Origin of the sequence: Sphingobacterium sp. MYb382 (genome assembly GCF_037572665.1) — a bacterium.
Lineage (GTDB): Bacteria > Bacteroidota > Bacteroidia > Sphingobacteriales > Sphingobacteriaceae > Sphingobacterium.
In genome coordinates, this window is sequence record NZ_JBBGZT010000012.1 from 394032 (window position 1) to 419868 (window position 25837).

Here is a 25837-nt window from a genome sequence, read left to right on the forward strand (position 1 = left end):
ATACATTGTTATATTAGGTGACGTTAATCAGGCTATGCACAGGACCAAAGAAATCAGTAACTTCTTTTATAGTCAATACTTTTCAGAAGGCTTAAAAATCACATTTGGATGTATCGTTCCTGTGTTGATTTGTGCCTACTTTGGCGACTTCCACATCGGTACCTTCATTTCTTTAGGTGCGCTGCTTGTTGGTATGTCGGATACACCTGGTGCCCCCTCCCATCGTCGCTTAGGCATGCTATCTACAGCGGGCCTTTCCATGGCTAGCTTCGTGATTATAACGAGCATCAACCATTGGGTTTCTTTGACGACTATTGGTATCGCTCTACTAAGCTTTTCATTTTCTATGCTTGCCGTTTTCAATGCGCGGGCAGCAACGGTAGGCTCGATGTCTACACTAATGATGCTTATCAACATTCGTTCGGATGTGTCGGGTGAAGAACAGTGGATGTACTTACTATATATCACGATTGGTGCCTGTTGGTACATGGTGATTAGTATGTCGTTAATCCATTTCCGTCCCTACCGCGTGGCACAGCAAGAGCTATCGGAATCTATTCGGCATGTCGCCAACTATATCCGCCTAAAAGCTAATTTCTACGATTCACGCATTGATTTTAATGAGAACTATCTCAAGCTGATTGAGAAACAAGTCGAAGTACATGCTCATCAAGAGACGGTACGCGATATCTTGTTTCGTAGCAAGCGATCTATTAAAGATACAACTAAAATTGGTAGGTTTCTAACCTTGATATTCTCGGATATGGTCGATTTGTTCGAGCAAAGCATGTCTACGCAGTACGATTACAATGCTATACATAAAGCATATGGAGCATCGGGAATTATGCTGCAATTCAAAAATGTGGTCTTAAAAATCACCACAGAGATGGATAACATCGCCTTTGCCATCAATGCCAACCGTATTCCGAAATCTATATACAACCTAGACCAAGATATTACAGCGCTTAAACAAGCAGTTGATAAGCTCGAAAAAGAAGAGAAAATAAACACGATGCCGTTGAAAAAGATTATTATCAACATCCGGACTATCGTTAAATATCTAGACAGCATCTATAGTTATAGTGCTTCAAAAATTTCGGAGATACCAAAACAAGAGCTAGACTCGGCTTCTCAATTTATTACGCGCGACCAAATCGACTGGAAAAAATTCCGTAGTAACTTAAGTTTTGAGTCATCGGTTTTCCGTCATGCCCTGCGTATGGCTATTGTATTGTCGGGAACCTACCTGACGTTAAACTTGATTAACTTCAATCAGTATGGTATCTATTGGACCTTGCTGACTATTATGGTTATTCTGAAACCTGGTTTCGGGTTAACGCAGAAAAGAAATGTTCAACGTTTGATTGGCACCTTACTGGGTGGTGTAATTGGTGCTGTTGTATTAATCACTATTCAAGACGAAACCATACGCTTTATCTTGCTTATCTTCTTCTTCTTGACGGCCTACAGCATGTTCCGCGTGAATTATATCGTGGCCGTTCTGTTTATGACGCCTTACGTATTGATTATGCTTAGCTTCAATGGTATGAACACCTTTGAAATGGCACAAGAACGTATTGTAGATACGTTTTTGGGTGGCGCTATCGCCTTTCTATCGAACTACCTTATATTTCCGAACTGGGAGAACTCTCAATTTAGAAGTAGCATGCGCGCGCTATTGGTGGCCAACTACCGCTACATCGCACAGGCTATCGACCTGCTAGCAGGCAAAGAACTATCGATAACGGAGTATAAGCTTGCTAGAAAAGAGGTATACATCTGCTCGGCGAATATGGGCTCTACTTTTCAGCGCATGCTGACAGAGCCGAAATGGCAACAAAAATACACCAAGGATGTCAACCGTTTCGTTATCCTGAGTCATATCTTCTCCTCCTACTCGGCCAATTTATTGGCACAGGTTGATGAAGCTAATCAAGAGGCTTTCAACAATAACCACGTGAAACTCTTGAAAAAGACGCTCAACGAATTGGAGAAAGCTATCCTTATTCTTCCACAAAATGACGCTGACATCTTTGTGGGCAACAAAGATTTTCCTGAACGCAAGGAAGGTCCTGAAATTGAAGATGAGAATAGTAATTTAATTACCGAACAATTACAGTTCTTAAGCAAAATATCAGGAGATTTGTCCAAAGTAACGCAACAGATTACAAGCACCGTGGAGGCAGAAATTAAGCCTACGCTCAGTCAGGTACAGCATGGATAAAGAATTTGATGTATTAATTATAGGTGCAGGCCCCATTGGCCTCGCTTGTGCTATTGCCGCCACAGAGGCAGGTCTATCACATATCATTCTGGAAAAAGGATGTTTGGTTAATTCTTTATACAATTACCCGATAAACATGACTTTCTTCTCTTCATCGGAGCTATTGGAAATTGGCGGAACTCCTTTTGTGAGTATACAGCCAAAGCCTAAACGTGCCGAAGCGCTAGAGTACTATCGCCGTATTCATCAAAAATATGCATTGAATACCCATTTCTTTGAAGAGGTACAATCGGTAACGAAGAAAGAATCTATATTCCACGTGGAAAGTCTAAAAAACACCTACTTAGCTAAACAGGTTATCGTGGCTACAGGTTTTTACGACATCCCGATGCCGTTGCAAGTTCCTGGAGAATCGCTTCCTAAAGTATACCACTATTACAATGACCCTCATTATTTCAGTAATCAGCGTGTCGTGGTGGTTGGCGCGAGCAACTCGGCCATCGATGCAGCACTAGAAACCTACCGCAAAGGTGCTGAGGTAACACTTGTCATCCGTGGTAAAGAAATAAGTCCGCGTGTAAAATATTGGGTAAAGCCTGATATTGAAAACCGAATTGCCGAGGGTTCTATTTCGGTGCACTATGAGAGTGAGCTAGCAAGCATCGCCGAGGACCATGTGGTCATCAATGGTCCACAAGGCCCTATTACGCTAGCCAATGACTTTGTGCTTGCGCTGACGGGCTACCAGCCCAACTTCGCTTTCTTACGTAAGTTGGGTATTCATATTCCTGCCGAGGCACCAATGATTCCACAGCACAACCCAGAAACGATGGAGACCAATATTGAAGGTCTTTACTTAGCTGGTGTGGTATGCGGAGGCCTCAATACCCATTTATGGTTTATTGAAAATTCAAGAGTACACGCGACACAAATTATAACGTCTATTTTAGCGCAGAAAAATTAAGGACGTAAGCCTCGTAAGAAAATATGAGCTAGTCGCTTCTGTTTACTCAAGATGCGATCAAAGTCATTGGGAGAAGGAAAAAGAAAACTATTTACACCTTTACTCAATACACCAGCACGCATCCCCATTAAACCGAAGAGCAACAGTTCAGCCGATTCATCGACCTGTTCATCAATTACTTCGCCATTCTGTATACCGATACGTAAAATACGACAGTATTGATCACGCTCTTTCTCGAAGAAAGGTCCTAAATTCTTATACATCTCACTCGGATTTTGCATAAAAAGGGAAGACGAATACTCGAAGAGGTTGTAGTTCTCTCTAAAGGTATCCATGCGTGTTTCTATCATAAAGATAACGGCTTTTTCTACCGTGGTGATGGTTGTCAAGTAGTTTTCAACCTTCTGCATCATATCGTTGATTACATGCTCCATGACAGCCGTGTATAAGCTATGCTTATCCGGAAAATAATAATACAAAAGTGCTTTAGAGAAGGACAAATCCTTTGCGATTTCGGCCATGGTTGTTTTAGCCATTCCAAAGTGCGCAAAACGCTTCTTCGCCACATCTAAAATCTTTGCTCTTTTGATATCGACATTTTTGGGCATGATATTTTACTTTATATAACTGAGGTTTTATACTATCTTTACGTGATTATCGATAAAGTTATTCATTTCTTTGAACTTTAAAAAGAAATAGTCAATATAAAATAGCAATGAACATCCAAAACAACGTTTCTTTACAGCCTTTTAACACTTTTGGCATACAAGCATCCTGCAAAACGTTTATCAAAATAGAAGAAGAACAAGATTTACAAAAACTTTTTGAAGCTGGTCACTTCGATACGCAATTCTTTGTTTTGGGTGGCGGTAGCAACGTACTTTTCACCAAAGATTACGAAGGACTCATCATCCTGATGGCGAATAAAGGGATCAGCCACTTTATTGAAGGCAATAATATCTATGTGACGGCGAAAGCTGGTGTCGTATGGAACGATTTGGTGTGGCACTGTATTGACCATAATTTTGCAGGCCTAGAAAACTTAGCGTTAATACCAGGTACAGTTGGCGCCTCTCCTGTTCAAAATATTGGTGCTTATGGCACAGAGCTGATGAATATTTTCCACTCCTGTCAAGCATTCGATACCCACACAGGAACCTTCACAGCCTTCAAAAATGAAGATTGTCAGTTCACTTACCGCGATAGTATTTTTAAGAGTACTTATAAAGGACGTTTTATTATCACCTCCGTAACCTATAAGTTAGGGATGAAAAACAAAATCAATAGTTCCTATGGTGCCATCAATGCCGAGTTAGCTAAACGTAATATAACAGACCCTACTATTAAAGATATAGCGGAGGTTGTTTCGCATATCCGTGTTGAAAAACTACCTGACCCTTCCCAAATAGGAAATGCAGGAAGCTTCTTCAAGAACCCAATCATTGATGTAGAAGTTTTCAACAATTTAAAACAGGAGTTCCCCGATATTGTTTACTATCCAATGGACGTAAACACCGTTAAATTAGCAGCAGGCTGGCTTATCGAAAGTTGCGGATGGAAAGGCAAAGTAGATGGACAGGTAGCAGCCTGGAAAAACCAAGCCTTAGTAATCACCAACTTAGGAAATGCCAAAGGTTCTGAAATTTACGACACCTCGTCCAAAATAGTGAACGATGTATTTGAAAAGTTTCACGTAACACTCGAAAGAGAAGTCAACATACTCTAAAGTTTTCCACATTTGTGAATAGCATCTGTGGAAAACCCTCTTTTTATTCCCCCTCCAGCGCGTTTAAAATGCGTATTTCTTAAAAATATGTTAACTATAACGAATAGTTAATAATATTTTAACTTAAAAAAATAAATTTCATAAATTTCTAGCACGCCATTTGCATAATATCTAGCATAACCGTATTTCATGAAAAATGATTTACAACCGTATTCTGTGAATTGAGATTAATTCTGTTGAACTTATTGTAAACTTTAACTCGAATCTGGCATGAACAAACTAGAATTTAACACCTTAATTATCCAGCAATCTGAATCGCTAAGGGCTTATGCAAAAAATTTCACTAGGGACCAGGATGATGCGAACGATTTGGTACAGGACACCCTACTTAAAGCGGTAACTTATTTTACAAACTTCAGAGAGGGGACAAATTTGAAGGGCTGGCTATACACTATTATGAAGAACACCTTCATCAATAATTACCGCCGTATTATTAAAACGAATTCTTTTATCAGCAAAGAAGAAGAAATTACCAGTGCCAACCTCGTCGTTTCGGCATCTCAAAACGTTGGAGAAAATCGCTTTGTTATGGACGACATCAATCAGGCTCTAGCTAATTTATCGGAAGAATATTACATTCCATTTACAATGCATTTTGAAGGTTACAAATATCATGAGATATCTGACCATCTTAATATTCCGATAGGAACTGTAAAAACAAGAATACATGTTGCCCGAAAAGTCATGAAAAAAACATTGACTGCTTATCAATTCGGTGACTAAACCAGTATCTTTGGGACGTGGACAATAACGAACTACTTCCCTCCTATAGTAAGTCGCAACTCGCACTTCGTAACGGACAAGACAAACCAGAAATCTGGGTATGCTTTAATGGTATTATTTATGATGTTTCTGCCAGTAGACTTTGGCGGAACGGGAAGCATTATGAACATTGGGCAGGTCAAGATTTAACACCTGAATTGGCCGATGCGCCACATTCAGACTATGTCTTCGCTAAATTCCCTATCGTAGGCAAGTTAGCTTGAGATTAGTGTCGACAGATAACGCTAATCTCAACACTTACTTTGTGGCCTCCCCTTACTAGGCGGCCCAATCCTTCTATCTTCATGAAGCTTCACCTTTGGTAACCCCTTTAGCATGCTTACTTTTTCGCCTGTCGGCGGAAGAAGAAAGAAAATAAACACAAAAAAAGAGGATTGATTATCATCAACCCTCTAATTGCGGATGCTTTATACATCCCTTATATCTATATCCGATTTCTTATACAAGATAACCGGAATACTTTTGCTTTACTTATTCGGTAATTTCGAATCTTGCTAACGTAATAAAACGTTGAATTCTACCTTTGATTTCTTCGTCCGTTAAGTTCTGTAATTGCTCTGTACCAAATTTCTCTACACAGTATGAAGCTAATGCCGATCCGTAGATAATTGCATTTTTCATGTTTGTGAAGTTAATAGTTTTCACTTTTGCTAAGTAACCGATAAACCCACCAGCGAAAGAATCGCCTGCTCCTGTTGGGTCGAATACATCTGCTAAAGGCAATGCTGGAGCAGAGAAAATCTGTCCTTCACCGAATAATAAAGCGCCATGCTCTCCTTTTTTGATGATTAAATATTTAGGGCCCATCTCCAAGATAACTTGAGCTGCTTTCACTAATGAATACTCACCAGATAACTGACGTGCTTCAGCATCATTGATAGTCAACACATCAACACGCTTCAATACTGCTTTTAAATCTTCCAAAGCAACATCCATCCAGAAGTTCATCGTATCTAAAACCACCAATTTAGGCTTGTTAGTCAAACGGTCTAAAGTAGTCATTTGTACCTGAGGCGTTAAGTTACCTAATAGTAGGTACTCACAATCTTGGTAAGAAGCAGGAACTTTAGGGTCGAAATCGGCTAATACATTCAATTCAGTAGCTAGCGTATCACGGCTATTCATATCGTTATGATATTTTCCAGCCCAGAAGAACGACTTACCGCCTTCAACAACTTCAATACCCTCTACATCAACTCCTTTATTACTTAAAATTGCTAAATTATCATCGCCAAAATCTTCACCGACTACAGATACTAACTTTACGTTATCGTATAAGTAAGATGCAGCCAAACCAGCATAAGTAGCTGCTCCACCGACAATTTTGTCCGTTTTTCCAAACGGCGTCTCAATAGCATCAAAAGCAACCGTACCAACTATAACTAAACTCATGGTTTCTAAATTTTTAGTCAAAAAAAAACCGGCTTATTAGCCGGTTAAAATTAAGCTCCTGAAGCTGGGCTCGAACCAGCGACCCTCTGATTAACAGTCAGATGCTCTAACCAACTGAGCTATTCAGGAATTTCAACTTTAGAGAACGATAACGCCCTTTTTCTAAAGTGATACAAAGATAAAGCTTTGTTTTATTTATTCAAAAAATATTTCAAAAAAAATAAATAATCAATATGACTCCTAAAAGCTTACCGCTATAGCCTATTTAATAGATATCCGGAAGAAGGGCGACCGCGAACAACCTATACCTCCAAAAATTGGCTTTACCCCTATTTTTTGTAATTATTGCTTTACGCAGATAATAAGCGCCGCTAATATTTTTAATTCACTAAAAAAATTATATACCTTCGTATGCAGTAGAATGAAAGGCTATCTATACATATTGTTGTTATTATTGGGTTTTGCGCTAGCGCCAACTTCCCAGAGTCTGGCTTGTGGGTCTTCCCATGAAGCTATGGCGACAGATAAACCAACAACAAGCTGCGAAAAAGAAAAGCCTACAAAAGTTATTGACAAAAGCTGCACGACACATAACCACCCCGATGGTGAAGATTGTGCCGACGCCTGCAAAGGTAAACCTTGTCAATGCCGTAACCTCTGCGTCAGCCCTGCTGTACCTACACCGGTATTGCTATTCACATGGCTGGCCTATCCTCCTATCCATAGTAAGCAACAAGCCTTGCATGAAGCTGCCGATTTAACGGCGGGTTTCAACTCTATTTGGCTACCTCCTAAAATAGGCTAGAAAAATGGCTTGCTAGCCATAACTACGTCTAAACGAAAGCATGAAAACTGTTTTCGTCTATTATTGTTGTTTATTTATTACAAAAAGTCAAATTCATGAAAACATTATCAAAAGTAATCATGCTTGCAGCATTGACCCTATCTGCTGCAACGGGCATGGCTCAAATAAAAAATCAAGTTACTGAAACAGTTAAAGTATATGGTAGCTGTGGTATGTGCAAAGAAAATATCGAAACAGCAGGCAATGAAGCTAATGTTGCGCAGGTATCCTGGGATAGCAAACAGCAACAGGCAACGCTAACATACGATAGCAAACAGACCAACAAAGCGGAAATCCTTAAACGCATTGCTGCTGTAGGCTATGACAATGAAGGCTTCCAAGCGTCCAATGCCGTATACAAAGAGCTACATGCTTGTTGCCAATATGACCGTCCTGCAGCTGATGCTCCTCCAGCACAAGCAACAGCAAGCGAAGTGCATAGTGATGAAGCTACACAAGCGACAAGTGCTTTTGCAACACTGTTAACATCTTACCTAGCGGTAAAAGATGCCTTAGTACAGTCGGATGCGAATACCGCAGCAGCTAAAGCTAAAGACCTGCTAACCGCAACGAACGCCGTTTCTGCTGGCTCGCTAAATACGGCTGAGCAAGCGGTATGGACTAAAGTTTATAAAAACTTCAGCAAAGATGTAGAGCGTCTTGTGAATGCTAAGGATATTGCAGCGCAGCGCAAGGCTTTTACGAATGTGTCAAACAACTTATACACGTTAGCGAAAGTATCGAAAACAGCATCTCCTATCTACTACCAGCACTGTCCAATGTTCAATGGTGGACAAGGCGGCAACTGGTTAAGCTTAGATAGCGCGGTAAAAAATCCGTATTTCGGCTCGCAAATGCTTAGCTGTGGAAAAACAGTAGAAACACTAAAGTAAAATAACAAAAAAGAGGATGGCCTAAGCTATCCTCTTTTTTCAAGCTATAAAATCATGATACAACGAAAGAACAGCCTTAAAGATTTGCTGCTCTTCCTGCTGTTGCTATTAACGACTACGGGTGTACTTGCGCAGAAAACTGTTCGCTACGACCTTTATGTCAAAGACAGCTTGGTTAACTATGGCGGCAAAGAAAAAAGAGCAATAGCCGTCAATGGACAAATTCCGATGCCCACACTCACCTTTACCGAAGGTGATACGGCCGAAATAGTCGTCCACAATCAACTAAAAGAAAGCACCTCCTTACACTGGCATGGTGTGTTCCTTCCCAATCGCGAAGATGGAGTACCACACCTCACCCAACATCCGATTCCGGCAGGCACAAGCTATACCTATCGCTTTCCCGTTATACAAAATGGTACCCATTGGTATCACTCCCACTCGGGCTTTCAAGAGCAAATAGGCATGTATGGCAACCTAGTCTTCTTAAAAAAGAAGGACGATAAACGTTTCCGTAAAGGTATCGACGACCTGCCGACTATCCCCGTGATGCTCAGCGAATGGACAAATATAAAGCCCGAAACGGTGCAACGGATGCTGCGCAATGGAAATGACTGGGCGGCTATAAAGAAAGGAGCCACACAGAGCTATGCTGAAGCAATAAGCGAAGGTCGCTTAAAGACTAAAATAAAAAACGAATGGAAGCGCATGCTCGCTATGGATGTCAGCGATGTGTATTACGATAAAATACTAATCAATGGCCAACAGCTTACGGATATCAAAGCTATCGACGGGAAGACCTTGAAAGCTGGAGATAAGGTACGCTTACGCGTTTCCAACGGTGGCGCCTCCTCGTACTTCTGGTTGCGCTATGCTGGCGGCAAGATTACCGTCGTTGCCAATGATGGTAACGATGTGGAGCCTGTAGCCGTCGACCGACTTATTATTGCGGTATCTGAAACATACGACATCGTTCTCACTATTCCGGAAGATGGTAAAGCTTATGAGTTTATGGCAACCACGGAAGACCGCACACATTCGGCAAGCTACTTTATGGGCAATGGCACAAAAATAGCCCTCGCTCCGCTGCCTAACCTCAAATATTTCGATGGTATGCAGATGATGAACAACATGATGAAGATGAATGGCGACATGGACGATATGGGTATGCAGATGAGCCTGCAGCAGATGGATATGAATAACGTGATGTATCCCGAAATTACAGGCCCCGGCAAACAAAAGAAAAAAACAATGAACCATGACCAGCCGATGGCTGGAATGGATAAAATGGAAGGCATGACCGGAATGGATGCGCACAGCCCCCATGAAGGACATAGCGCCAGCCCTACAGACCTTGTTACCCTCAATTATGCCATGCTTCGTGCAACAGAAAATACGGAGCTTCCTCCTTCTGCGCCTGTGCGTGACTTAAAATTTACCCTCACGGGAAATATGAACCGCTATGTGTGGAGTATGGACAACCGTGTGCTCGCTGAATCGGATAAAATTCCAGTTAAAAAAGGGGAAGTACTGCGCATCACGCTATACAACAACTCGATGATGCGCCACCCGATGCACCTTCATGGTTTTGATTTTAGGGTTATCAATGGGCAGGGTGAAAAATCACCACTCAAAAATGTACTCGACATTATGCCCATGGAGGTGGACACTATCGAGTTTCTTGCCAATGAAGAAGGCGACTGGTTTTTCCATTGCCATATCCTGTACCACATGATGGCAGGTATGAATCGCGTTTTGGCTGTTGGCGATTATCAAAACCCTTTGCTTCATGATAAAGCTAAAGCCTACAAAATGCTGCAAATGGAAAGCAATATGCCGGCTTTCTTAATTCAAAACGACTTCGCCAGCAATGGAAATGATGGACAGGCCATGATACACAATGCGCGATGGAGCCTAACCAGTGAATGGCGCCTTGGCTATAATAAGGAGAATGGATACGAAGTGGAAACACACCTGGGCCGCTACATCGGACAGATGCAGTGGTTTATGCCTTTCATCGGTTTCGACTGGCGCTACCGTAGGCTGGGACGCGATGAGCATGAGAAAAACATGTTCGGACAGGTGAACCGTAAAGACCAACGCTCGGCTGTTACCTTAGGTTTCCGCTATACCCTACCAATGTTGGTAAACTTCCAAGCTGAAGTATACCATGATGGTACCGCTCGCTTATCCTTACTGCGTGATGACATCCCACTGGCTAAACGACTACGTGGGGCCTTCATGGTCAATACCGATAAGGAATACATGGGGGCGCTAAGCTACATCCTCACCCGTCAGGTAGGTATTCGTGCCCACTATGATAGTGATATGGGCTTCGGCGTAGGACTCGCCATAAATTACTAAACTTTATAAAAAACGCTTTTCAATATTGAAAAGCGTTCTTTGTTTTAAGGCTTATTAATACATTCCTGCCTAACACGAATACCGACCGCACAACGCTAAGACCACCGAGCATAGCCTACTGAGCCTCCGGGGAAAGCAAAGTTGACCTTTTCAAGAAACCGACCTTCCTACTTATCGCGCTACTTTTGTTGAACTGGAATAAACATCCGGATTACAGATCAGGGCCTAAGAAAGCCTTGTTTAACCAACATAAAAATCATTAAAGATGCACGATATGACAAAAACAGCTATAAAACCCATACTACTTATTGGCGGCTACGGTTCTGTAGGTTCCAAAGCGGTTGCTATCCTACAGGATTATTACCCATCGATTCCTTTGGTTGTAGGAGGGCGCAATCCCGAGAAAGCGAAAACGCTACTTGAAGATTTCAAAAATGTGACGGCTATAGCTATAGATTTAAAGCAGCCTGATTTAAACATTCCCGCAGACGTGCAATTTTCGGCAGTAGTAACTTACACGAACGATACAACCTATAATGCTCAAAGCTATGCACAGCGCAAGGGCATCCCTTATGTTACCGTTTCAGCGAGTGTTGCTGAGATGGGCATGGCCTTAGCCTGCTATGTAAACCATCCGCAGCAGGCCGCAGTCGTCCTGTCTAGTCAATGGATGGGTGGTATTGCGGATGCGCTAACCATAGCTTATGCAAAGGATTTCCAAAAAATAGATGCCGTAAAAATAACGGCTATTGTCGATACTCGGGATGAAATTGGCCAGGAGTCGGGTGAGGAAGAGATAAAAGCAATATTTGCCTTAAACCCTTATTCGATAGCGGTAGACAAGGGCAACTATAGCTGGTTGAAAACGGATGAAGAGAAATACTACAGCCTGCAAACCTTAGATGGTCATCCTTATGAAGGCTATGCTTTTCCGATTGCCGATATCTTAAGTCTTAAAAATGCACTAAATGCGGACACTATACGATTCTATACGACCGAAGGTGATAGCCATGGTACCAAAGCGGGGAAACCATTAACACATGATATCGTCATAGAGATATCAGGCAAAGACCAGCACGGAAATACAAAGAACCTACACAAAGAGCTTATCTACCCTAAGGGACAGGCACACCTTACGGCATTGGGTAGTTTCCTCGCTTTAGAGCGTGTGATGGATTTGCATCAGGGTGTAACAGCTAATCTATACTTAGGCGCCAACCTCATTGAAGCAAATCAGCTTAAACAAAGATTAGAAGAGCAAGGTGCATTTTTAAACGAGAAGAAGTAAATATGTACGATATACGAGCACACGATTATAGCACATGGAAACTTTTAAACAGTTTTACGTTAAAACTACTTCAAGTACTAGCGAAGGTTTAATGTAGCCTTTTAGTACTACCAAACAGAAGAGACACTTTTCCCTAAAGAAAGCGTCTCTTCTATTTAAGATTTACGTAAACCAACTGCCATTTCGTTCCTATGATTAACAGACGGAAACCTCCTACTTCTAACGGTAGATCAATCAAAAAAATCACATTGCGAATGTGTCGACCTAGATAAGCGGTTAAAATTAGTTTATCCGACGACACATCAAAAACAAAATTCAATTAAGAGGTTTTCAATTATTTAATCTAAAATCTCCTCAACAACCTCATTAGCCTGCTTCAAAAGATCATCAAAATGATCCTGACCTCTCTCACCTTCAAAACCTATGGTGTCATACAAAAATTTCACTTCGGCATTCTTCACCCCACAGTATGATGATAAACTATCAATCACTAAGTGTTTAATATGCTTGTCATTCCCTCTTCTTTCGAAAGATTCTTGTACATCTCCCGTTAAAGCAATCCATCGGATTTTATCAATCGGCAGCTTATTGCCATCACCATACGCTAAGCCATAATTCCATACCCTATCAATATACCCTTTTAGAATAGCAGGAAAAGAATACCACCAAACGGGAAAAACAATAAACAAAGTATCGTTCCCCTTCAGGTTTTCAAAAAGGTCTTTTACTTCTTCTGAATATTGATAGTTTGGATCATTCCAACGTGGCTCATCTATCTCGTATAAGGTTGGATTAAAATTTGCACGATATAAATCAAGTTCGCTTACCATCAACCCATTTTTTTCAGCATGATTTTTCATTGAATTAACAACTTGTGCCGTCAGCGAATCCGTTCTGGGATGCGCCCATATAAAATGTACTTTTTTCATAATAATTACCTTACTTCTTTCTTAATACAGTAAAAGAATGCACAAATTTACCCTGAATAACACAATTCCTGTATATTAGCACCGAATTGTAAGGAACACACAATAATGTACGTATGGCAGTAAAACAAACTTCTACCAACCAAGAAAACAAGAAATTCCTCAGCGAAAATTGTCCGGAAATATTTGCTATTCAATTGATATCAGGTCAGTGGATTCTAGCAATCTGCTGTGTTCTATTAGAAGGAAAATTAAGGTTCGGACAACTTAGAGAGAGTTTACCCAACGTGACGGAAAGAATGCTCACTTTACATCTAAAACAGCTTGAAGCTAATGGCCTTGTAAATAGAATCGTCTACCCTGAAGTCCCATTGAGGGTTGAATATGAGCTTACAGAAAATGGAAAAAAATTGCAACCTGTTATCAAGGAGCTGGAAAAATGGGGACAGCAGGTCATGGATTCAAATGCAAAAAAAGATTCTTAATACATTCTTCATGTGCTCGCAATCTTTGCAAGACGGACAAAAAACAAGAATACAACAAGACTAATTCCTACGGTTTCTTCCTCAATCTGAATAAAGCAAACCCTCACAGCAATTCCGAGGATTCCTACCCTATTACCGTAAGGTCTTAATCTGCATCCTGTTCTAAAGAGCGTTAATAATCATCGGATTGATTACCCTTTCTTTGAAGCTAGCAGCTGTCTCAGCTTTCAAGAAAGCCTCGAAGCCATCCAGGTTTTTAATTTTTTCAAGCGCTCCGTTCAGGTAGGCATCTGATTTCATCATCGCCAACACGGTTGGGTCATCTCCCCATAAATCCGATAACACAATAATACCTTGATCCAATCCGTGGGCAATTAATTTAGCAAACTGGATATTAGCGAAGACATGCTCGGGTTTTCTGAAATACGCATCATTGAGTAGTCGATACGTATGCGTAAACCAAGAAGCCATCCTTTCGCTCTTAACCCCTATCTTACCCTCTTGCACGCCTAAATCAGCAACAAAATCATGTATTTCATCCAGACTGACCAACTTAGCATGGTATAAATCGCGTATCGTATAATCTATCCTATCGGCACAAAGGTTCGGCAGAGGCATCTCCAGTAAGGTATGCTTAGCATCATTGAGTAAGTCGGTCGTAAATCCATAATTGGCAAGGATAGCCGGTATAGTGGACTTTGCGATTACTTCATCAAAAATTTGCTCATGGTAATCTTCGCCCTGCTGTTTCAACACATAATCAACAACATGGGAAAAGGCAGTATGCGAAATATCATGCAGAAGGCTCGCAATCTGTTCGGCTAAACTTCCGCCTAACTTTCGGACAAGAAGCATAACGCCAATTGAATGTTCGTACCTGCTGTGCGCAACAGTGGGCGAAACCAAAAAGATAGCTCCTCCTTGATGAACATTTCTTAAACGTTGAACTGCCGCTGAACTGATGAGGTCAGCCAATACATCTTCAATTTCGAAACTACCGTAAAAACTATCATTTAACGTCATAACTACAAATATATAATGTTTTAAAAAGTAAGACGAGGAGTATACGCCAGAATCAAGCCATATCCTCGCTTTAATGCGCATCTATAGATTTACACTAACAAAGATAACCTAACCATTAAAAGCTAGGCAGAGCGCCTTAAACTAGCTTACATAAAGACAAGAGCTGGTTGATATGTCCTCAAACGTAAAAAAGTAAATCTGTATACACGATGAAGCTATAATATCGCTTTGGAAGCCATTAAACAATTTTACGTTAAAGCGAAGTTGATGAAGGCTTACATGGGATTTAAAAATTCTGCTTGGTGCAGAAAACCAAATAAAACAAAAAACGCTTTTCAATTAAGAAAAGCGTTTTTTTGCTCCTGAAGCTGGGCTCGAACCAGCGACCCTCTGATTAACAGTCAGATGCTCTAACCAACTGAGCTATTCAGGAATTTCCCGATGGGTTAATCCCTTTTGGTGATGCAAGTATCGGAAGATTTAATGAACTCTCCAAATATTTTTAACGACATTTTTCACTTTTCCTTGTCTAAAACCAGCAACTCCCTGATAGCTTAAAACATAGATCAAACAATATTTTGATTTTTTTTTTGACCTCCCTGAAGAATTTCACGGAAAGATTCCCCGATATTCTCCTATCGTCTGTAAACCTCGAAAAAAACAGCATGTCGAATAGTCCCTAGCGCGCCTATCATACTTATCCTAGTCACGAGACATCAAGGAGGATTGTCCAAATGAAGAAGTACCAATCTTGAAAAATAGTTGGACAAGGATAGAGACTTCCGCTTTGACCGCAAGTCGGACGTTCACGACTTTGCCTAAAGCGTAGGTGCATGCGCCAAAAGTTGAAAGCAGCAGGGCTGATAGATTTTTGAAGAGTCAGCAGCAGCGCTATGTTTGGCGAACTAAAGATGGATGATATTTTGGATGAAGTAGGATTCGCTAAAAAATGGCTATAAAAACAAAAGCGCTTTTCCGTGAAGAAAAGCGCTTTGCTCCTGAAGCTGGGCTCGAACCAGCGACCCTCTGATTAACAGTCAGATGCTCTAACCAACTGAGCTATTCAGGAATTTCCCGTTTGGTTATTCCCTTTCGGTGATGCAATTATCGGAAGATTAAATGAGCTCTCCAAATATTTTGACGAACAAAAATGCAACCTCCTCACATCCAAGCGGATTTTTTTATCGTTTAAAGGAGAATTCCTCCCAATATCAATGTAGCAATGGTAAAATAAATCAATAAGCCCGTCACATCGACTAAAGTCGAGACAAACGGAGCGGAAGAGCTCGCTGGATCCGCACCTAAGCGACGAAGCAAGAACGGAAGCATGGACCCTGTCAAGGAGCCCCACAATACAACGCCTACAAGCGACAAACTCACGACGACACCTACCAATGCCCAATACTCACCGTAAGCGTCTAAGAAGAGCTCCCAGCTAGCAATACGGATAAATCCAAGTACGCCGAGGATAAGACCTAAAAAAAGTCCCGATGAAATCTCTCTACGCATAACGCGCCACCAGTCGGCGAGTGTCACCTCTCCTAAAGCCATCGCTTGGATGATAAGTGTCGAAGCTTGCGATCCACTATTACCACCACTCGACATAATCAGCGGCATCAATGCCATCAGGAAAATAGCCTTAGACATTTGTCCTTCGAAATGTTCAATTACGGAAGCCGTGAATAGTTGTCCAAGAAAAAGAACAATCAACCAACCGCCGCGTTTTTTTACCAAGTGAAAAACCGACACATCGAGGTAAGGTTCATCCAAAGCCTCGGTTCCCCCGATTCGTTGGATATCCTCCGTGTACTCTTCATTCGCTACCCAAAGAATATCATCGATGGTAATAATCCCCAACATGATGCCTTGCTCATCAACCACGGGAAGGGCAACCCGATTGTTCATACGGAAGACGTTCACAGCTTCCTCTTGAGGGTCGTTGGCATTTAAAGAAATCAGTCGGCTATCGATCAAGTCACCGACCTCCGTGTTTGGGTCGGCGATGAGTATATCACGAATCCGAATATCATCAACAAGCTTACCATCGGCATCGATAACATACAAGACATCGATGGTCTCCGAGGCATTACCATAGCGACGAATATGATCTAAAATTCGGGTGATGTTCCAGTGTGCTTTTACAGTAATATAATCGGGTGTCATTAGACGTCCGACACTGTCTTCTGGGTAACCTAAAAGGGAGAGTGCTTCTTTACGTTCTTCGGGCGAAAGCATGATGATAAGATGCTTCACGACGTCGCCTTTCAGCTCACTAAAAAAAGAGGTACGATCATCGGGTGGCATCTCATTAATCAGCTCTCTGACTTTGCCTGCAGAAAGCTTCTTGAAGATACGTTCTTGGGTTGGGAAATCTAGGATTCCAAATACGTGGACAGCACGATTGATATTGAGGGTTTCAATAAACAAAGCGGCATGCTCGGGAAGCTCATCAATCAGTTCTTCGACATCTGAAATATTTTGTTCGTTTAAATAATCTTGGAGCGCCGTTATATCCCCTTGCTCCACCCACCCTTCAATGAGTTCGACCTGCATCTCTAGTTCTTCCATAAACACGTATTTAACGTAAATCCTACATAAGTAAAAATCTATTTGCAGCAAAAGTCGTTTATTTTTTACAAATAATTGCGCTTTTTTTTGGAATCACACCCCGCATGAAATAGACCTGTATAGTCTTAAAATTGAATTCTACCAACTACAAAAATAGCCAAAATGACAGCCATAAGCAAACCCTCATCTTTGAAACATTCGGCCAAGCATGAGCAACAAAAATTATCCTTTCATTTTTAAAAGTTCCAGACAAGGAGAGACCTTCACGTCTCCTCTTAAACGAGGAGATGCGCTGTCCCCGCAAAAGATGGAACGTAGAAAAAAACAAGGTCATCACGACAGTGCTACGAGAAGTAACAGGTAGGCTATCACCACAAAATAAACAGCGTTTAAAAGGAGCTATTTTACATTATTTTCTCTTATCTTGGTCAGACCATTAAAGGATACAAATAGGTCCGAAACAAATGGTATAAAAACAAAAAAAACACAAAAATAATGCAATCTCAAAAACAAACTCAAATACTTACAAAACAAACAATTAACAACAACAAAATAAACAAACAGTTTACAAAAACAAACCATTTTTAACTAAAATATTTAGTATTAAGCATAATACAACCTAAATATGAGACATAAACAACTGTTTATCAAAATACTGATATCTACCAGCTTACTTTATAATACAAATAAATCTTTCGCTCAAATTTTCGACAATGAACAGGCTCATTATTCCGAAAAATGGCGAAGCATAAACAGCGCTAATTTTCAACTTCTATTCCCTAAAGACTTTGAACCAGCAGCACAAAGACTCGCTAAGGAACTAGATCACTTCATTCAGAATAACAACAAGAACCTACAGCTACGAAGCAAGAAAATCACCCTTATCCTTCAAGGAAATCATGTACTTCAAAACGGATATGTGCAGCTCGCACCTCGCAAATCAGAGATCTATCCTATCCCCTCCTCTACCCCCGACAACCAAGAGTGGTTAGCAAATACGGCTCTCCACGAGATGCGTCACGTTGCACAGTTTGACAAACTGACAGGCAGAATAAGAGGTCCACTTTTCGAACAACTAGCTTTAGCGTTGTATGGGTTAAACCTTCCAGCTTGGTATTTTGAGGGCGACGCGGTACAGACAGAAACACTCTATAGTGCGGGAGGAAGAGGCCGATTACCATCTTGGGAAATGCCTGTTCGCGCCAATCTAGCACAAGGGAAAAACTATACATTCAGCAAATATGTACTCGGTTCTTTTCGCGATAATGTACCCTCCTACTACACCATCGGCTACCTGATGAGCACCTATATGACGAACCATTTCGGTCTCGAAAGCCATGAGAAAATTCAGGAAAACATGCACAACAAACTGCTACGTCCTTACAATTTTCAACGCGCCCTTGAAGGAGTTTCCGGTTTAAATTCGACACAACTTTACAAGGAAACTATCCAAGAGCTGGCCCAAAAATGGAGTAGCGAAAGACCTAAAAAAGACCTAAGCTCAACGCCAATAATCACAAAGACTAGCCCCTACCCTAGCGACTTTTTGTTACCTCAACAGGATGAGAAAGGGCACCTGTATGTACTAAAGTCATCACCCCAAATCATCCCTCAAATTGTACAAATCGACAACCAAGGAATAGAGAAAAAGGTCGTAAAAACAGGACTCCAAATCAACCCACACTACCACCTTCGTGGTCATCAAATCATCTGGGATGAGTACCGTAAAGATGCTCGATTTAGCAAAAGAAGCTATAGCGTGATTAACACTTTCGACCTCAAAACTGGACGTTCAAAAACCCTTTCTAAGAACAGTAAATACTACGCACCAACTTGGCATCCGACCAAAAATGAGGCCGCCCTGATTGAAGTATTAGCAGACAACAGTTGTCGAATTTTAGTCATCGACGGCGACAGCGGACAACACTTAGATAGTATACCAGCACCTAAAAACACCCACCTGCAGCAACCGAAATACAACGCTAAAGGTGACAAGATTATCCTAATCGGTGTTACTAAATCGGGTACATCCCTCCTAGAATATGACTTCACTAAAGGTACCTTCAGCACTAAATTGGCCGCCGAAAACCAACAACTAGAGCGTCCTTTTTACCAGGAAAACGCAATCGTTTACAAAGCAAATCATGAAGGTATAGACAATATATACCGGCTGGATAGCGGAAAAAAAGATAGTATTAGCCGACTGACGAATGCTGAATTTGGTGCTTTCAACCCGTATATCACACCCGATGGGAGCCTTATTTTCAACGATTATAAATACAATGGCTATAAGCTTGCACAACAAAACAGCGAAATCACACAGCCGAAAGACAGCATACAACGCAGCTATTATATTGCGAAAACAGCACAAAATATTATCCCATTAGACACAGCAAATGCCCTTACACCCGACTTTACCGTAAGTAAATATAACGCTGCAAAGCACCTTATCAACTTCCATAGCTTATCAATTAGTAGCAATGATTTCGAGAGTTTCGACAATTATACACCAGGAATATTCTGGTTATCCAATGATCTTTTAAACACAACACAAGTGAAATTGGGCTATGAATACGACACAGATATCCGTAAAAGCATCTATTCAGCGGAGCTTTCTTACCGTAAATACTACCCTATTTTTACTATAAAATACCAAAATAGAGGACAAGTAGGTACTGCATCCAACAGTGCACAGCCCGAAAAAAACATAATGTTTGACTATAGAGAGCACTACACAACCCTAGAAATGTCTATTCCTTTTTCAATTTATAGACAACAAAGGGTGTATAGTTATGGTTTCAACTTCGGTACTTCGTATACAAAAAGATATGCGGTAAGCATTCCATTACAGAATTTCAATGATGAAATTGCATTTCCATTGACCTACCAAGCCTATTGGAATCAAAACGACCGCAAAAGTAGCATGGACCTATACCCACGTTGGGGGCAAAACTTAAGTATTACGTATAGACATTTACCATTTGAACATAGACTGCAAGGTGAAATCCTATCTGCACGCAGTAATTTTTACTTTCCAGGACTATTAACCAACCATAGCATACAATTGCGCGCAGCAGCACAAAAATCTAGCGGACGCTATCAGTACAGCAATGATATTCCGATGGTCAGCGGATGGGGACATTTCAATTCTCCGAAGGTAGATAATACAGTAATGTTCAACTACCGCTTTCCTTTCAGCTATCCCGACTGGGATGTACTATCTATAGTATATGTAAAAAGACTACAAGCATTGCTATTTTCGGACTTTCAAAACATTCATAAAGATGCGGCACCAAAAAGTATGGGTATTGGTTTATCGGCAGATTTTCATGTTTTCCGTTATCCGCTACCTTATATAAATGTAGGCACACGTTTTTCCTACATAAATGATGTTACCGCTTCTCAAAAAATAGTCCCTACCTTTACATTAAGTTATACATATTAGTGAATACATTGAATTTTCAAGACTTTATTAAACATCCTATACTCCTGCAATCACTACATAAAGCAGGTTATACAACAGCCACAGCTATACAGATGGAGCTTATTCCTGCTATAGAAACCGGCGAAAACATACTGGCCATAGCCCCTACTGGATCTGGAAAAACAGAGGCTTTTGTCATTCCGCTCCTACTTGCCCAGTTAAACAATACGGATTCAAGCACAAAAAAAGTGCTTATCCTGAGCCCTACTCGAGAGCTAGCGATACAAACAAACCAGCGTATCGAGAGACTTACTGAGCCATTATCTGTAAAATCAATGGCCATTTATGGAGGCATTACCTATGCACAACAACAGCAAGAATTAGCAAATAACCCTGCATTTATAGTTGCTACGCCAGGTAGATTATTAGACTTACACCAGCAAGGCTTTATAGATTTAAGTGAGATTGAAGCTGTCGTTGTCGACGAAGTAGATCAGATGCTCGAGCTAGGCTTTCAGCAAGATATACATCAGCTGTTAGGCTTACTTGCTACAGATGCACAGCGCATTTTTGTATCTGCGACATTAGCTCCAGAGATTGAAAAGTTAGCAAAAAAGCAGCTTAAGGGTATGCGCGAAATTAGAATTGAAGAGGACAAAAACCTGATTACAGAGCAGCTACTTTTTGTCGATAAGAACGACAAAAAGGACCTTATAGCCTACCTCTTGGAAACCTTTACGCTGAACCAAGTGCTTATTTTCACACGCACAACACATGCTGTTGACCGTATTGTTAAGAATCTAGAAACGAAAAATATCGTAGCCAAAGGGCTTTATGCGGATAAAAGTCAGGCCAGCAGAGAGGAAATTGTCCGTGGTTTCAGAGCGCAGGAATATCCAGTATTGGTAGCAACAGATGTGGCAACACGAGGGATTGACATCCCTAATTTACCGGCTATCATCAATTATGAAATACCAGATAATACAGCGACATACTTGCACCGTATTGGTAGAACAGGAAGACGACAAGCAGGAACAGCTTTCACCTTTTGTGATGGCGAAGACAATAATAAACTGATTCAATTGCAAATTGACTTGAAGAAAAGCATTCCTGTTTATGATCAGCATCCCTACCCGTTGAGCTGGCAAAAGATGCAAACAAGCAGCAATAAGCCCAAGAAAAAAAGACGTTAAAAGGAAAAACCCTTATCCTCAAAAAGAGAATAAGGGTTTTTATCTACTACAAGATGTAGCTTAGTCGTTCAATGCTTTAACACCTGGTAAGGCTTTACCTTCCATATATTCTAACAAAGCACCACCCCCAGTACTTACGTAACTAACATGCTCTGTCATTCCGAATTTAGAAACCGCCGCAGCAGAATCACCACCACCGATTAAAGAGAAAGCACCACGCTCTGTTGCTGCTACTACAGCATTTGCTACTGCGCGTGTTCCTTTTTCAAAAGTATCAAATTCGAAAACACCCATTGGGCCATTCCATAACAATGTGTTAGATGCTAAAATAACCTCAGCAAAATGCACACCTGAAGCTTCACCAATATCCAATCCCTCTAAATCAGCAGGAATTGTATCGTTAGCACCATTATAAACGGTAGCATCGTTAGCGAATTTATCTGCAATTTGTGCGTCAGTTGGCAATACCAAATTAACACCTTTTTCTTCTGCTTTTTTAACTAAAGTATTAGCAAGATCTAATTTATCTAACTCAACTAAAGACTTACCAATCTCACCACCACGAGCCTTAACAAAGGTATATGCCATACCACCACCGATAATCAAATTATCAACTTTGTCTAATAAAGCCTCGATTAGCTCAATTTTATCAGATACTTTTGCTCCACCCATGATTGCCGTAAATGGACGCTCCGGGTTGTTCATGATTTTCTCAGCATTATTAATTTCTGCTGCCATCAAGTAACCTGCAAATTTATTGTTCGGGAAGAATTGTGCAATAATAGACGTTGAAGCATGTGCACGGTGAGCCGTACCAAATGCGTCATTAACGTATACATCACCATACTGAGCCAATTTCTCAGCAAAAGCAACATCACCTTTTTCTTCTTCTTTATAGAAACGTAAGTTTTCTAACAACAACACCTGTCCTGCTTGTAAAGAAGCTGCTTTTTCTGCCGCTTCAGCACCGATACAGTCTGATGCAAACTGAACATCTACACCTAATACAGTAGATAAATGCTTCACAATATGTTTTAGCGAATACTTATCTGTAGGTCCGTCTTTTGGTCTACCTAGGTGAGACATCAAGATCACAGCACCACCATCTTTTAAGATTTTTTTGATAGTTGGCGTAGCACCTTGGATACGGTTATCGTCTGTTATGTTAAAATTCTCATCGAAAGGCACATTAAAATCAACACGGACTAAGGCTTTCTTTCCGGAGAAGTTTACATCATCAATTGTTTTCATAGTTTATTTATACGTATTTAAGTTGAGCGTCGTAACGGGATTAAAAATATAAAAAATTGTCTAATTCAGAACTATCATTTTCGTTTTTATCGTATTTCTAATAGATAAGGTATACGTGCTTGTACACCGGAAGTTTTTACTAAATCTTTTAACGGGTTGATATAACTTCTATATGCACCTAACTCATCTTGGAACATCCACATTTTAATTTTCTCTTTCGATGAGCTCAAAATAGAAGCAAAAGGATCTTTCACTGCTGGATAAGATACCAACATATAATTATCGCTAACTTTTGCTTTTTTAGCTGCTGCCGCGATAGCATCCTGCAAACTACCAACACGGTCAACAAGTCCATTCTGCAAAGCCTGCTGACCTGTCCACACACGTCCTTGACCAATACTATCCACCTGAGCAACAGTCATTTTACGGCCTGCAGCAACTTTACCTGTGAACGTGTTATACACACGGTTTACCTCAGACTGGATGATAGCACGCTCTTCTTCTGTAAGCGGACGGTCGATAGAAGACATTAAATTAGCGAATTTACCTGTTTTCACTTCATCCACATGGATTCCTAATTTATTGTTCAGCAACCCTTTAACATTTGGAATCAAACCAAAAACACCGATAGAACCAGTCAACGTTTCTTTATCCGCAAAAATAGAATCTGCTAACGCAGAAATATAGTAACCACCAGAGGCAGCGTAATCACCCATAGAAACAATAACAGGCTTCACTTTTTTCGTTAACTCCACCTCACGTGCAATAATATCAGACGCTAAAGCGGATCCACCTGGAGAATTAACACGCAAAACGACTGCTTTTATACGATCATCACGACGTAACTTACGCAACTCACGTGAGAATTTCTCACCGCCAATATCTTCTGAGGAACCTTCACCATCCACAATATTTCCGGAAGCATAAAGCACCGCAATACGATTTGGAGCAGATTCTTTCGGAGAAACAGCATTATAATCAAGCAAAGAAACTGTAGGTACATCTTTCTTCTCCTCTACTGTTAAACGTTTTTTCAGTAAGGTCAATAATTCATCTTTATAAACTGCTTTATCGACAAAATGTAAACGTACAGCATCAGAAGCATTACGAATTAAGTATTGGTCAGCAACCAAACGTAGTGAATCCACGGAAATTTTACGGCTTTCCGAAATATTCGCCAAGAATGAATCGTACAAGCTATTTATATAGGAAGTCATCTGTGCACGGTTGGCCGGGCTCATTTCATTTAAAATAAAAGGCTCAACTGCCGATTTGTAAGTACCAACTTTAACGACCTGCATCTCTACGCCCAATTTATCAAGCGCTTCTTTCATAAAAGTAACCGAAGAAGAAAGACCTTTAAAATCTAAAGAACCTTCAGGGTTTAAATAAATTTCATCTGCTACAGCAGCCAAATAATACCCTTTTTGCGTATATACATCGCTGTAAGCGATAATAAACTTTCCTGATTTCTTAAAATCTACAAGAGCATCGCGAATTTCCTTTAAGGTAGACATCCCCACATTGACCGATGAAGGGTTAAGATAAATACCTTTAATACGGCTATCATCTTTCGCGGCAGCGATACGCGCCACAATATCATTAAGACCAAGCGATTTCAAGCTACTATAACCAGGTAAATCAAGCCCTTCCCATGGATTTGGACTTGTCCGTTCAGGGATTTCGTGATTTAAAGAGACATATAAGACCGAGTTACTAGGCACACTGACCTCTTTACTGGACCCCATTTGGCTCACGGTACTGGTAACAATACCAATCAACACAAAGAATAATAAGACCACAACCACGATAATACCAGTAACTGTAGCCAAAACGTATTTAAAAAACGATTTCATAGCTTGAATATTTTGAATATTCTAAATTAAACCTTTCTTTTGAACTATTCGAAAAATTTATGAATATGCTTTACAATTTTTAAGTTATGAACACGGTTTTTTTACTTTTAGGAGCAAACCTAGGCGATCCTGTTCAACAATTGGCAAAGGCCGTACGGCATATTGAAGAACAGGTAGGCGCTATACTTTCCATTTCACAGGTTTATCAATCCGAGGCTTGGGGAGTAACCGACCAACCGGCATTTCTTAACCAGGCTTTAGCGGTAGCTACAGCACTAAGTCCGCTAGAAACATTAGAGGCGACACAAAATATTGAAAATAAACTCGGAAGAGTGCGACTCACCAAGTGGGGAGCCCGCCTTATTGATATTGATATACTCTATTATAATGATGTTGTCTATGAAGACGAGCGTCTATCTATACCACATCCTTTACTACAAGACCGAAAATTTGTGCTTCTCCCGTTGAATGAAATCGCGGCGGAATACATTCATCCTAAACTAAAAAAAACCAACCAACAATTATTCTTATCTTGCATAGACCCTTTACAAGTCACTATTCACCCAGCTTAAA

General features: G+C 40.7%; 20 protein-coding genes and 3 tRNA genes. 13 read left to right on the forward strand and 10 right to left on the reverse strand.

All coding sequences use genetic code 11. The annotated features are described in order from the left end of the window. Positions 1-34 precede the first annotated feature (34 nt). Both WH223_RS06810 and WH223_RS06815 read left to right on the forward strand, forming a co-directional pair. Positions 35-2224: an FUSC family protein gene (locus tag WH223_RS06810; RefSeq protein WP_340046794.1), complete on the forward strand. Its 2190-nt coding sequence runs from the start codon at positions 35-37 to the stop codon at positions 2222-2224. Beyond that, positions 2217-3188 (forward strand): YpdA family putative bacillithiol disulfide reductase, encoded by a 972-nt coding sequence (locus WH223_RS06815; RefSeq protein ID WP_340046795.1) that lies wholly within the window; start codon positions 2217-2219, stop codon positions 3186-3188. Before WH223_RS06810 ends, WH223_RS06815 begins: the two co-directional genes overlap by 8 nt. Here WH223_RS06815 and WH223_RS06820 read toward each other — a convergent pair. After that, entirely contained in the window at positions 3185-3796 is a 612-nt protein-coding gene (locus WH223_RS06820; RefSeq protein WP_340046796.1) for a TetR/AcrR family transcriptional regulator, read from the reverse strand. The genes WH223_RS06815 and WH223_RS06820 overlap by 4 nt on opposite strands. A 107-nt stretch (positions 3797-3903) precedes the next feature. On the opposite strand from WH223_RS06820, the gene murB reads away from it, so the two are divergent. The 3 genes from murB (at position 3904) to WH223_RS06835 (ending at position 5960) form a co-directional block, all read left to right on the forward strand. Then, positions 3904-4914, forward strand: coding sequence for a UDP-N-acetylmuramate dehydrogenase (gene murB / locus WH223_RS06825; protein WP_340046797.1), 1011 nt, complete (start codon positions 3904-3906; stop codon positions 4912-4914). Between the two features lie 270 nt (positions 4915-5184). Next, entirely contained in the window at positions 5185-5697 is a 513-nt protein-coding gene (locus WH223_RS06830) for an RNA polymerase sigma factor (RefSeq protein ID WP_340046798.1), read from the forward strand. Between the two features lie 17 nt (positions 5698-5714). After that, a complete protein-coding gene (locus WH223_RS06835) occupies positions 5715-5960 on the forward strand; it encodes a cytochrome b5 domain-containing protein (protein ID WP_340046799.1) in 246 nt (81 codons plus the stop codon). 268 nt (positions 5961-6228) lie between these two features. Here the strand turns inward: WH223_RS06835 and WH223_RS06840 are convergent, their stop codons facing one another. Then, positions 6229-7149, reverse strand: a complete 921-nt coding sequence (locus WH223_RS06840) for a PfkB family carbohydrate kinase (RefSeq protein ID WP_340046800.1) — start codon at positions 7147-7149, stop codon at positions 6229-6231. Positions 7150-7204: 55 nt separating this feature from the next. After that, positions 7205-7278: transfer RNA gene (locus WH223_RS06845), tRNA-Asn, on the reverse strand. A 292-nt stretch (positions 7279-7570) separates the two neighbouring features. On the opposite strand from WH223_RS06845, the gene WH223_RS06850 reads away from it, so the two are divergent. From WH223_RS06850 to WH223_RS06865, 4 genes are all read left to right on the forward strand, one after another. Then, a complete protein-coding gene (locus WH223_RS06850) occupies positions 7571-7954 on the forward strand; it encodes a hypothetical protein (RefSeq protein WP_340046801.1) in 384 nt (127 codons plus the stop codon). Between the two features lie 95 nt (positions 7955-8049). Next, on the forward strand, positions 8050-8886 hold the full coding sequence (locus WH223_RS06855) for a DUF3347 domain-containing protein (protein WP_340046802.1): 837 nt from the start codon (positions 8050-8052) through the stop codon (positions 8884-8886). A gap of 54 nt (positions 8887-8940) precedes the next feature. Further along, positions 8941-11250: a multicopper oxidase domain-containing protein gene (locus tag WH223_RS06860; RefSeq protein ID WP_340046803.1), complete on the forward strand. Its 2310-nt coding sequence runs from the start codon at positions 8941-8943 to the stop codon at positions 11248-11250. Positions 11251-11524: 274 nt separating this feature from the next. Then, on the forward strand, positions 11525-12538 hold the full coding sequence (locus tag WH223_RS06865; RefSeq protein WP_340046804.1) for a hypothetical protein: 1014 nt from the start codon (positions 11525-11527) through the stop codon (positions 12536-12538). Between the two features lie 338 nt (positions 12539-12876). On the opposite strand, the gene WH223_RS06870 is transcribed toward WH223_RS06865, so the two are convergent. Beyond that, positions 12877-13467, reverse strand: coding sequence for an NAD(P)H oxidoreductase (locus WH223_RS06870; RefSeq protein ID WP_340046805.1), 591 nt, complete (start codon positions 13465-13467; stop codon positions 12877-12879). 113 nt (positions 13468-13580) lie between these two features. Here WH223_RS06870 and WH223_RS06875 point away from each other — a divergent pair, with 113 nt between their 5' ends. Beyond that, entirely contained in the window at positions 13581-13949 is a 369-nt protein-coding gene (locus tag WH223_RS06875; protein WP_340046806.1) for a winged helix-turn-helix transcriptional regulator, read from the forward strand. A 162-nt stretch (positions 13950-14111) separates the two neighbouring features. Here WH223_RS06875 and WH223_RS06880 read toward each other — a convergent pair whose 3' ends face one another. The 4 genes from WH223_RS06880 to mgtE form a co-directional block, all read right to left on the reverse strand. Beyond that, positions 14112-14972 carry an HD domain-containing protein gene (locus WH223_RS06880; protein ID WP_340046807.1) on the reverse strand — a complete coding sequence of 287 codons (861 nt, stop codon included), beginning with the start codon at positions 14970-14972 and terminating at the stop codon, positions 14112-14114. 359 nt (positions 14973-15331) lie between these two features. Beyond that, positions 15332-15405, reverse strand: a tRNA-Asn gene (locus tag WH223_RS06885). Between the two features lie 562 nt (positions 15406-15967). After that, positions 15968-16041 (reverse strand) — tRNA-Asn (locus WH223_RS06890). A 119-nt stretch (positions 16042-16160) separates the two neighbouring features. Further along, positions 16161-17540: a magnesium transporter gene (mgtE, locus tag WH223_RS06895; RefSeq protein WP_340046808.1), complete on the reverse strand. Its 1380-nt coding sequence runs from the start codon at positions 17538-17540 to the stop codon at positions 16161-16163. A 625-nt stretch (positions 17541-18165) separates the two neighbouring features. Here mgtE and WH223_RS06900 point away from each other — a divergent pair. Both WH223_RS06900 and WH223_RS06905 read left to right on the forward strand, forming a co-directional pair. Next, on the forward strand, positions 18166-20985 hold the full coding sequence (locus tag WH223_RS06900) for a hypothetical protein (RefSeq protein WP_340046809.1): 2820 nt from the start codon (positions 18166-18168) through the stop codon (positions 20983-20985). After that, positions 20985-22157 (forward strand): DEAD/DEAH box helicase, encoded by a 1173-nt coding sequence (locus WH223_RS06905; protein WP_340046810.1) that lies wholly within the window; start codon positions 20985-20987, stop codon positions 22155-22157. The genes WH223_RS06900 and WH223_RS06905 overlap by 1 nt, the downstream gene beginning before the upstream one ends. Positions 22158-22217: 60 nt before the next feature. On the opposite strand, the gene WH223_RS06910 is transcribed toward WH223_RS06905, so the two are convergent. Both WH223_RS06910 and sppA read right to left on the reverse strand, forming a co-directional pair. Next, the gene (locus tag WH223_RS06910) at positions 22218-23408 is read right to left on the reverse strand and encodes a phosphoglycerate kinase (RefSeq protein WP_340046811.1); all 1191 of its coding nucleotides are present in this window, start codon (positions 23406-23408) and stop codon (positions 22218-22220) included. Positions 23409-23494: 86 nt separating this feature from the next. Then, entirely contained in the window at positions 23495-25264 is a 1770-nt protein-coding gene (sppA, locus tag WH223_RS06915) for a signal peptide peptidase SppA (RefSeq protein ID WP_340046812.1), read from the reverse strand. An 86-nt stretch (positions 25265-25350) separates the two neighbouring features. Between sppA and folK the strand changes: the two genes are divergently transcribed. Further along, the gene (gene folK, locus WH223_RS06920; protein ID WP_340046813.1) at positions 25351-25836 is read left to right on the forward strand and encodes a 2-amino-4-hydroxy-6-hydroxymethyldihydropteridine diphosphokinase; all 486 of its coding nucleotides are present in this window, start codon (positions 25351-25353) and stop codon (positions 25834-25836) included. Position 25837: the final 1 nt, after the last annotated feature.

Bases quoted from the DNA above. Each gene is read 5' to 3' on its own strand.
- WH223_RS06810 (WP_340046794.1), top strand. From the start codon at position 35: ATGCACAGGACCAAAGAAATCAGTAACTTCTTTTATAGTCAATACTTT.
- WH223_RS06815 (WP_340046795.1), top strand. From the start codon at position 2,217: ATGGATAAAGAATTTGATGTATTAATTATAGGTGCAGGCCCCATTGGC.
- WH223_RS06820 (WP_340046796.1), bottom strand. From the start codon at position 3,796: ATGCCCAAAAATGTCGATATCAAAAGAGCAAAGATTTTAGATGTGGCG.
- murB (WP_340046797.1), top strand. From the start codon at position 3,904: ATGAACATCCAAAACAACGTTTCTTTACAGCCTTTTAACACTTTTGGC.
- WH223_RS06830 (WP_340046798.1), top strand. From the start codon at position 5,185: ATGAACAAACTAGAATTTAACACCTTAATTATCCAGCAATCTGAATCG.
- WH223_RS06840 (WP_340046800.1), bottom strand. From the start codon at position 7,149: ATGAGTTTAGTTATAGTTGGTACGGTTGCTTTTGATGCTATTGAGACG.
- WH223_RS06850 (WP_340046801.1), top strand. From the start codon at position 7,571: ATGAAAGGCTATCTATACATATTGTTGTTATTATTGGGTTTTGCGCTA.
- WH223_RS06855 (WP_340046802.1), top strand. From the start codon at position 8,050: ATGAAAACATTATCAAAAGTAATCATGCTTGCAGCATTGACCCTATCT.
- WH223_RS06860 (WP_340046803.1), top strand. From the start codon at position 8,941: ATGATACAACGAAAGAACAGCCTTAAAGATTTGCTGCTCTTCCTGCTG.
- WH223_RS06865 (WP_340046804.1), top strand. From the start codon at position 11,525: ATGACAAAAACAGCTATAAAACCCATACTACTTATTGGCGGCTACGGT.
- WH223_RS06870 (WP_340046805.1), bottom strand. From the start codon at position 13,467: ATGAAAAAAGTACATTTTATATGGGCGCATCCCAGAACGGATTCGCTG.
- WH223_RS06875 (WP_340046806.1), top strand. From the start codon at position 13,581: ATGGCAGTAAAACAAACTTCTACCAACCAAGAAAACAAGAAATTCCTC.
- WH223_RS06880 (WP_340046807.1), bottom strand. From the start codon at position 14,972: ATGACGTTAAATGATAGTTTTTACGGTAGTTTCGAAATTGAAGATGTA.
- mgtE (WP_340046808.1), bottom strand. From the start codon at position 17,540: ATGGAAGAACTAGAGATGCAGGTCGAACTCATTGAAGGGTGGGTGGAG.
- WH223_RS06900 (WP_340046809.1), top strand. From the start codon at position 18,166: ATGAGACATAAACAACTGTTTATCAAAATACTGATATCTACCAGCTTA.
- WH223_RS06910 (WP_340046811.1), bottom strand. From the start codon at position 23,408: ATGAAAACAATTGATGATGTAAACTTCTCCGGAAAGAAAGCCTTAGTC.
- sppA (WP_340046812.1), bottom strand. From the start codon at position 25,264: ATGAAATCGTTTTTTAAATACGTTTTGGCTACAGTTACTGGTATTATC.
- folK (WP_340046813.1), top strand. From the start codon at position 25,351: ATGAACACGGTTTTTTTACTTTTAGGAGCAAACCTAGGCGATCCTGTT.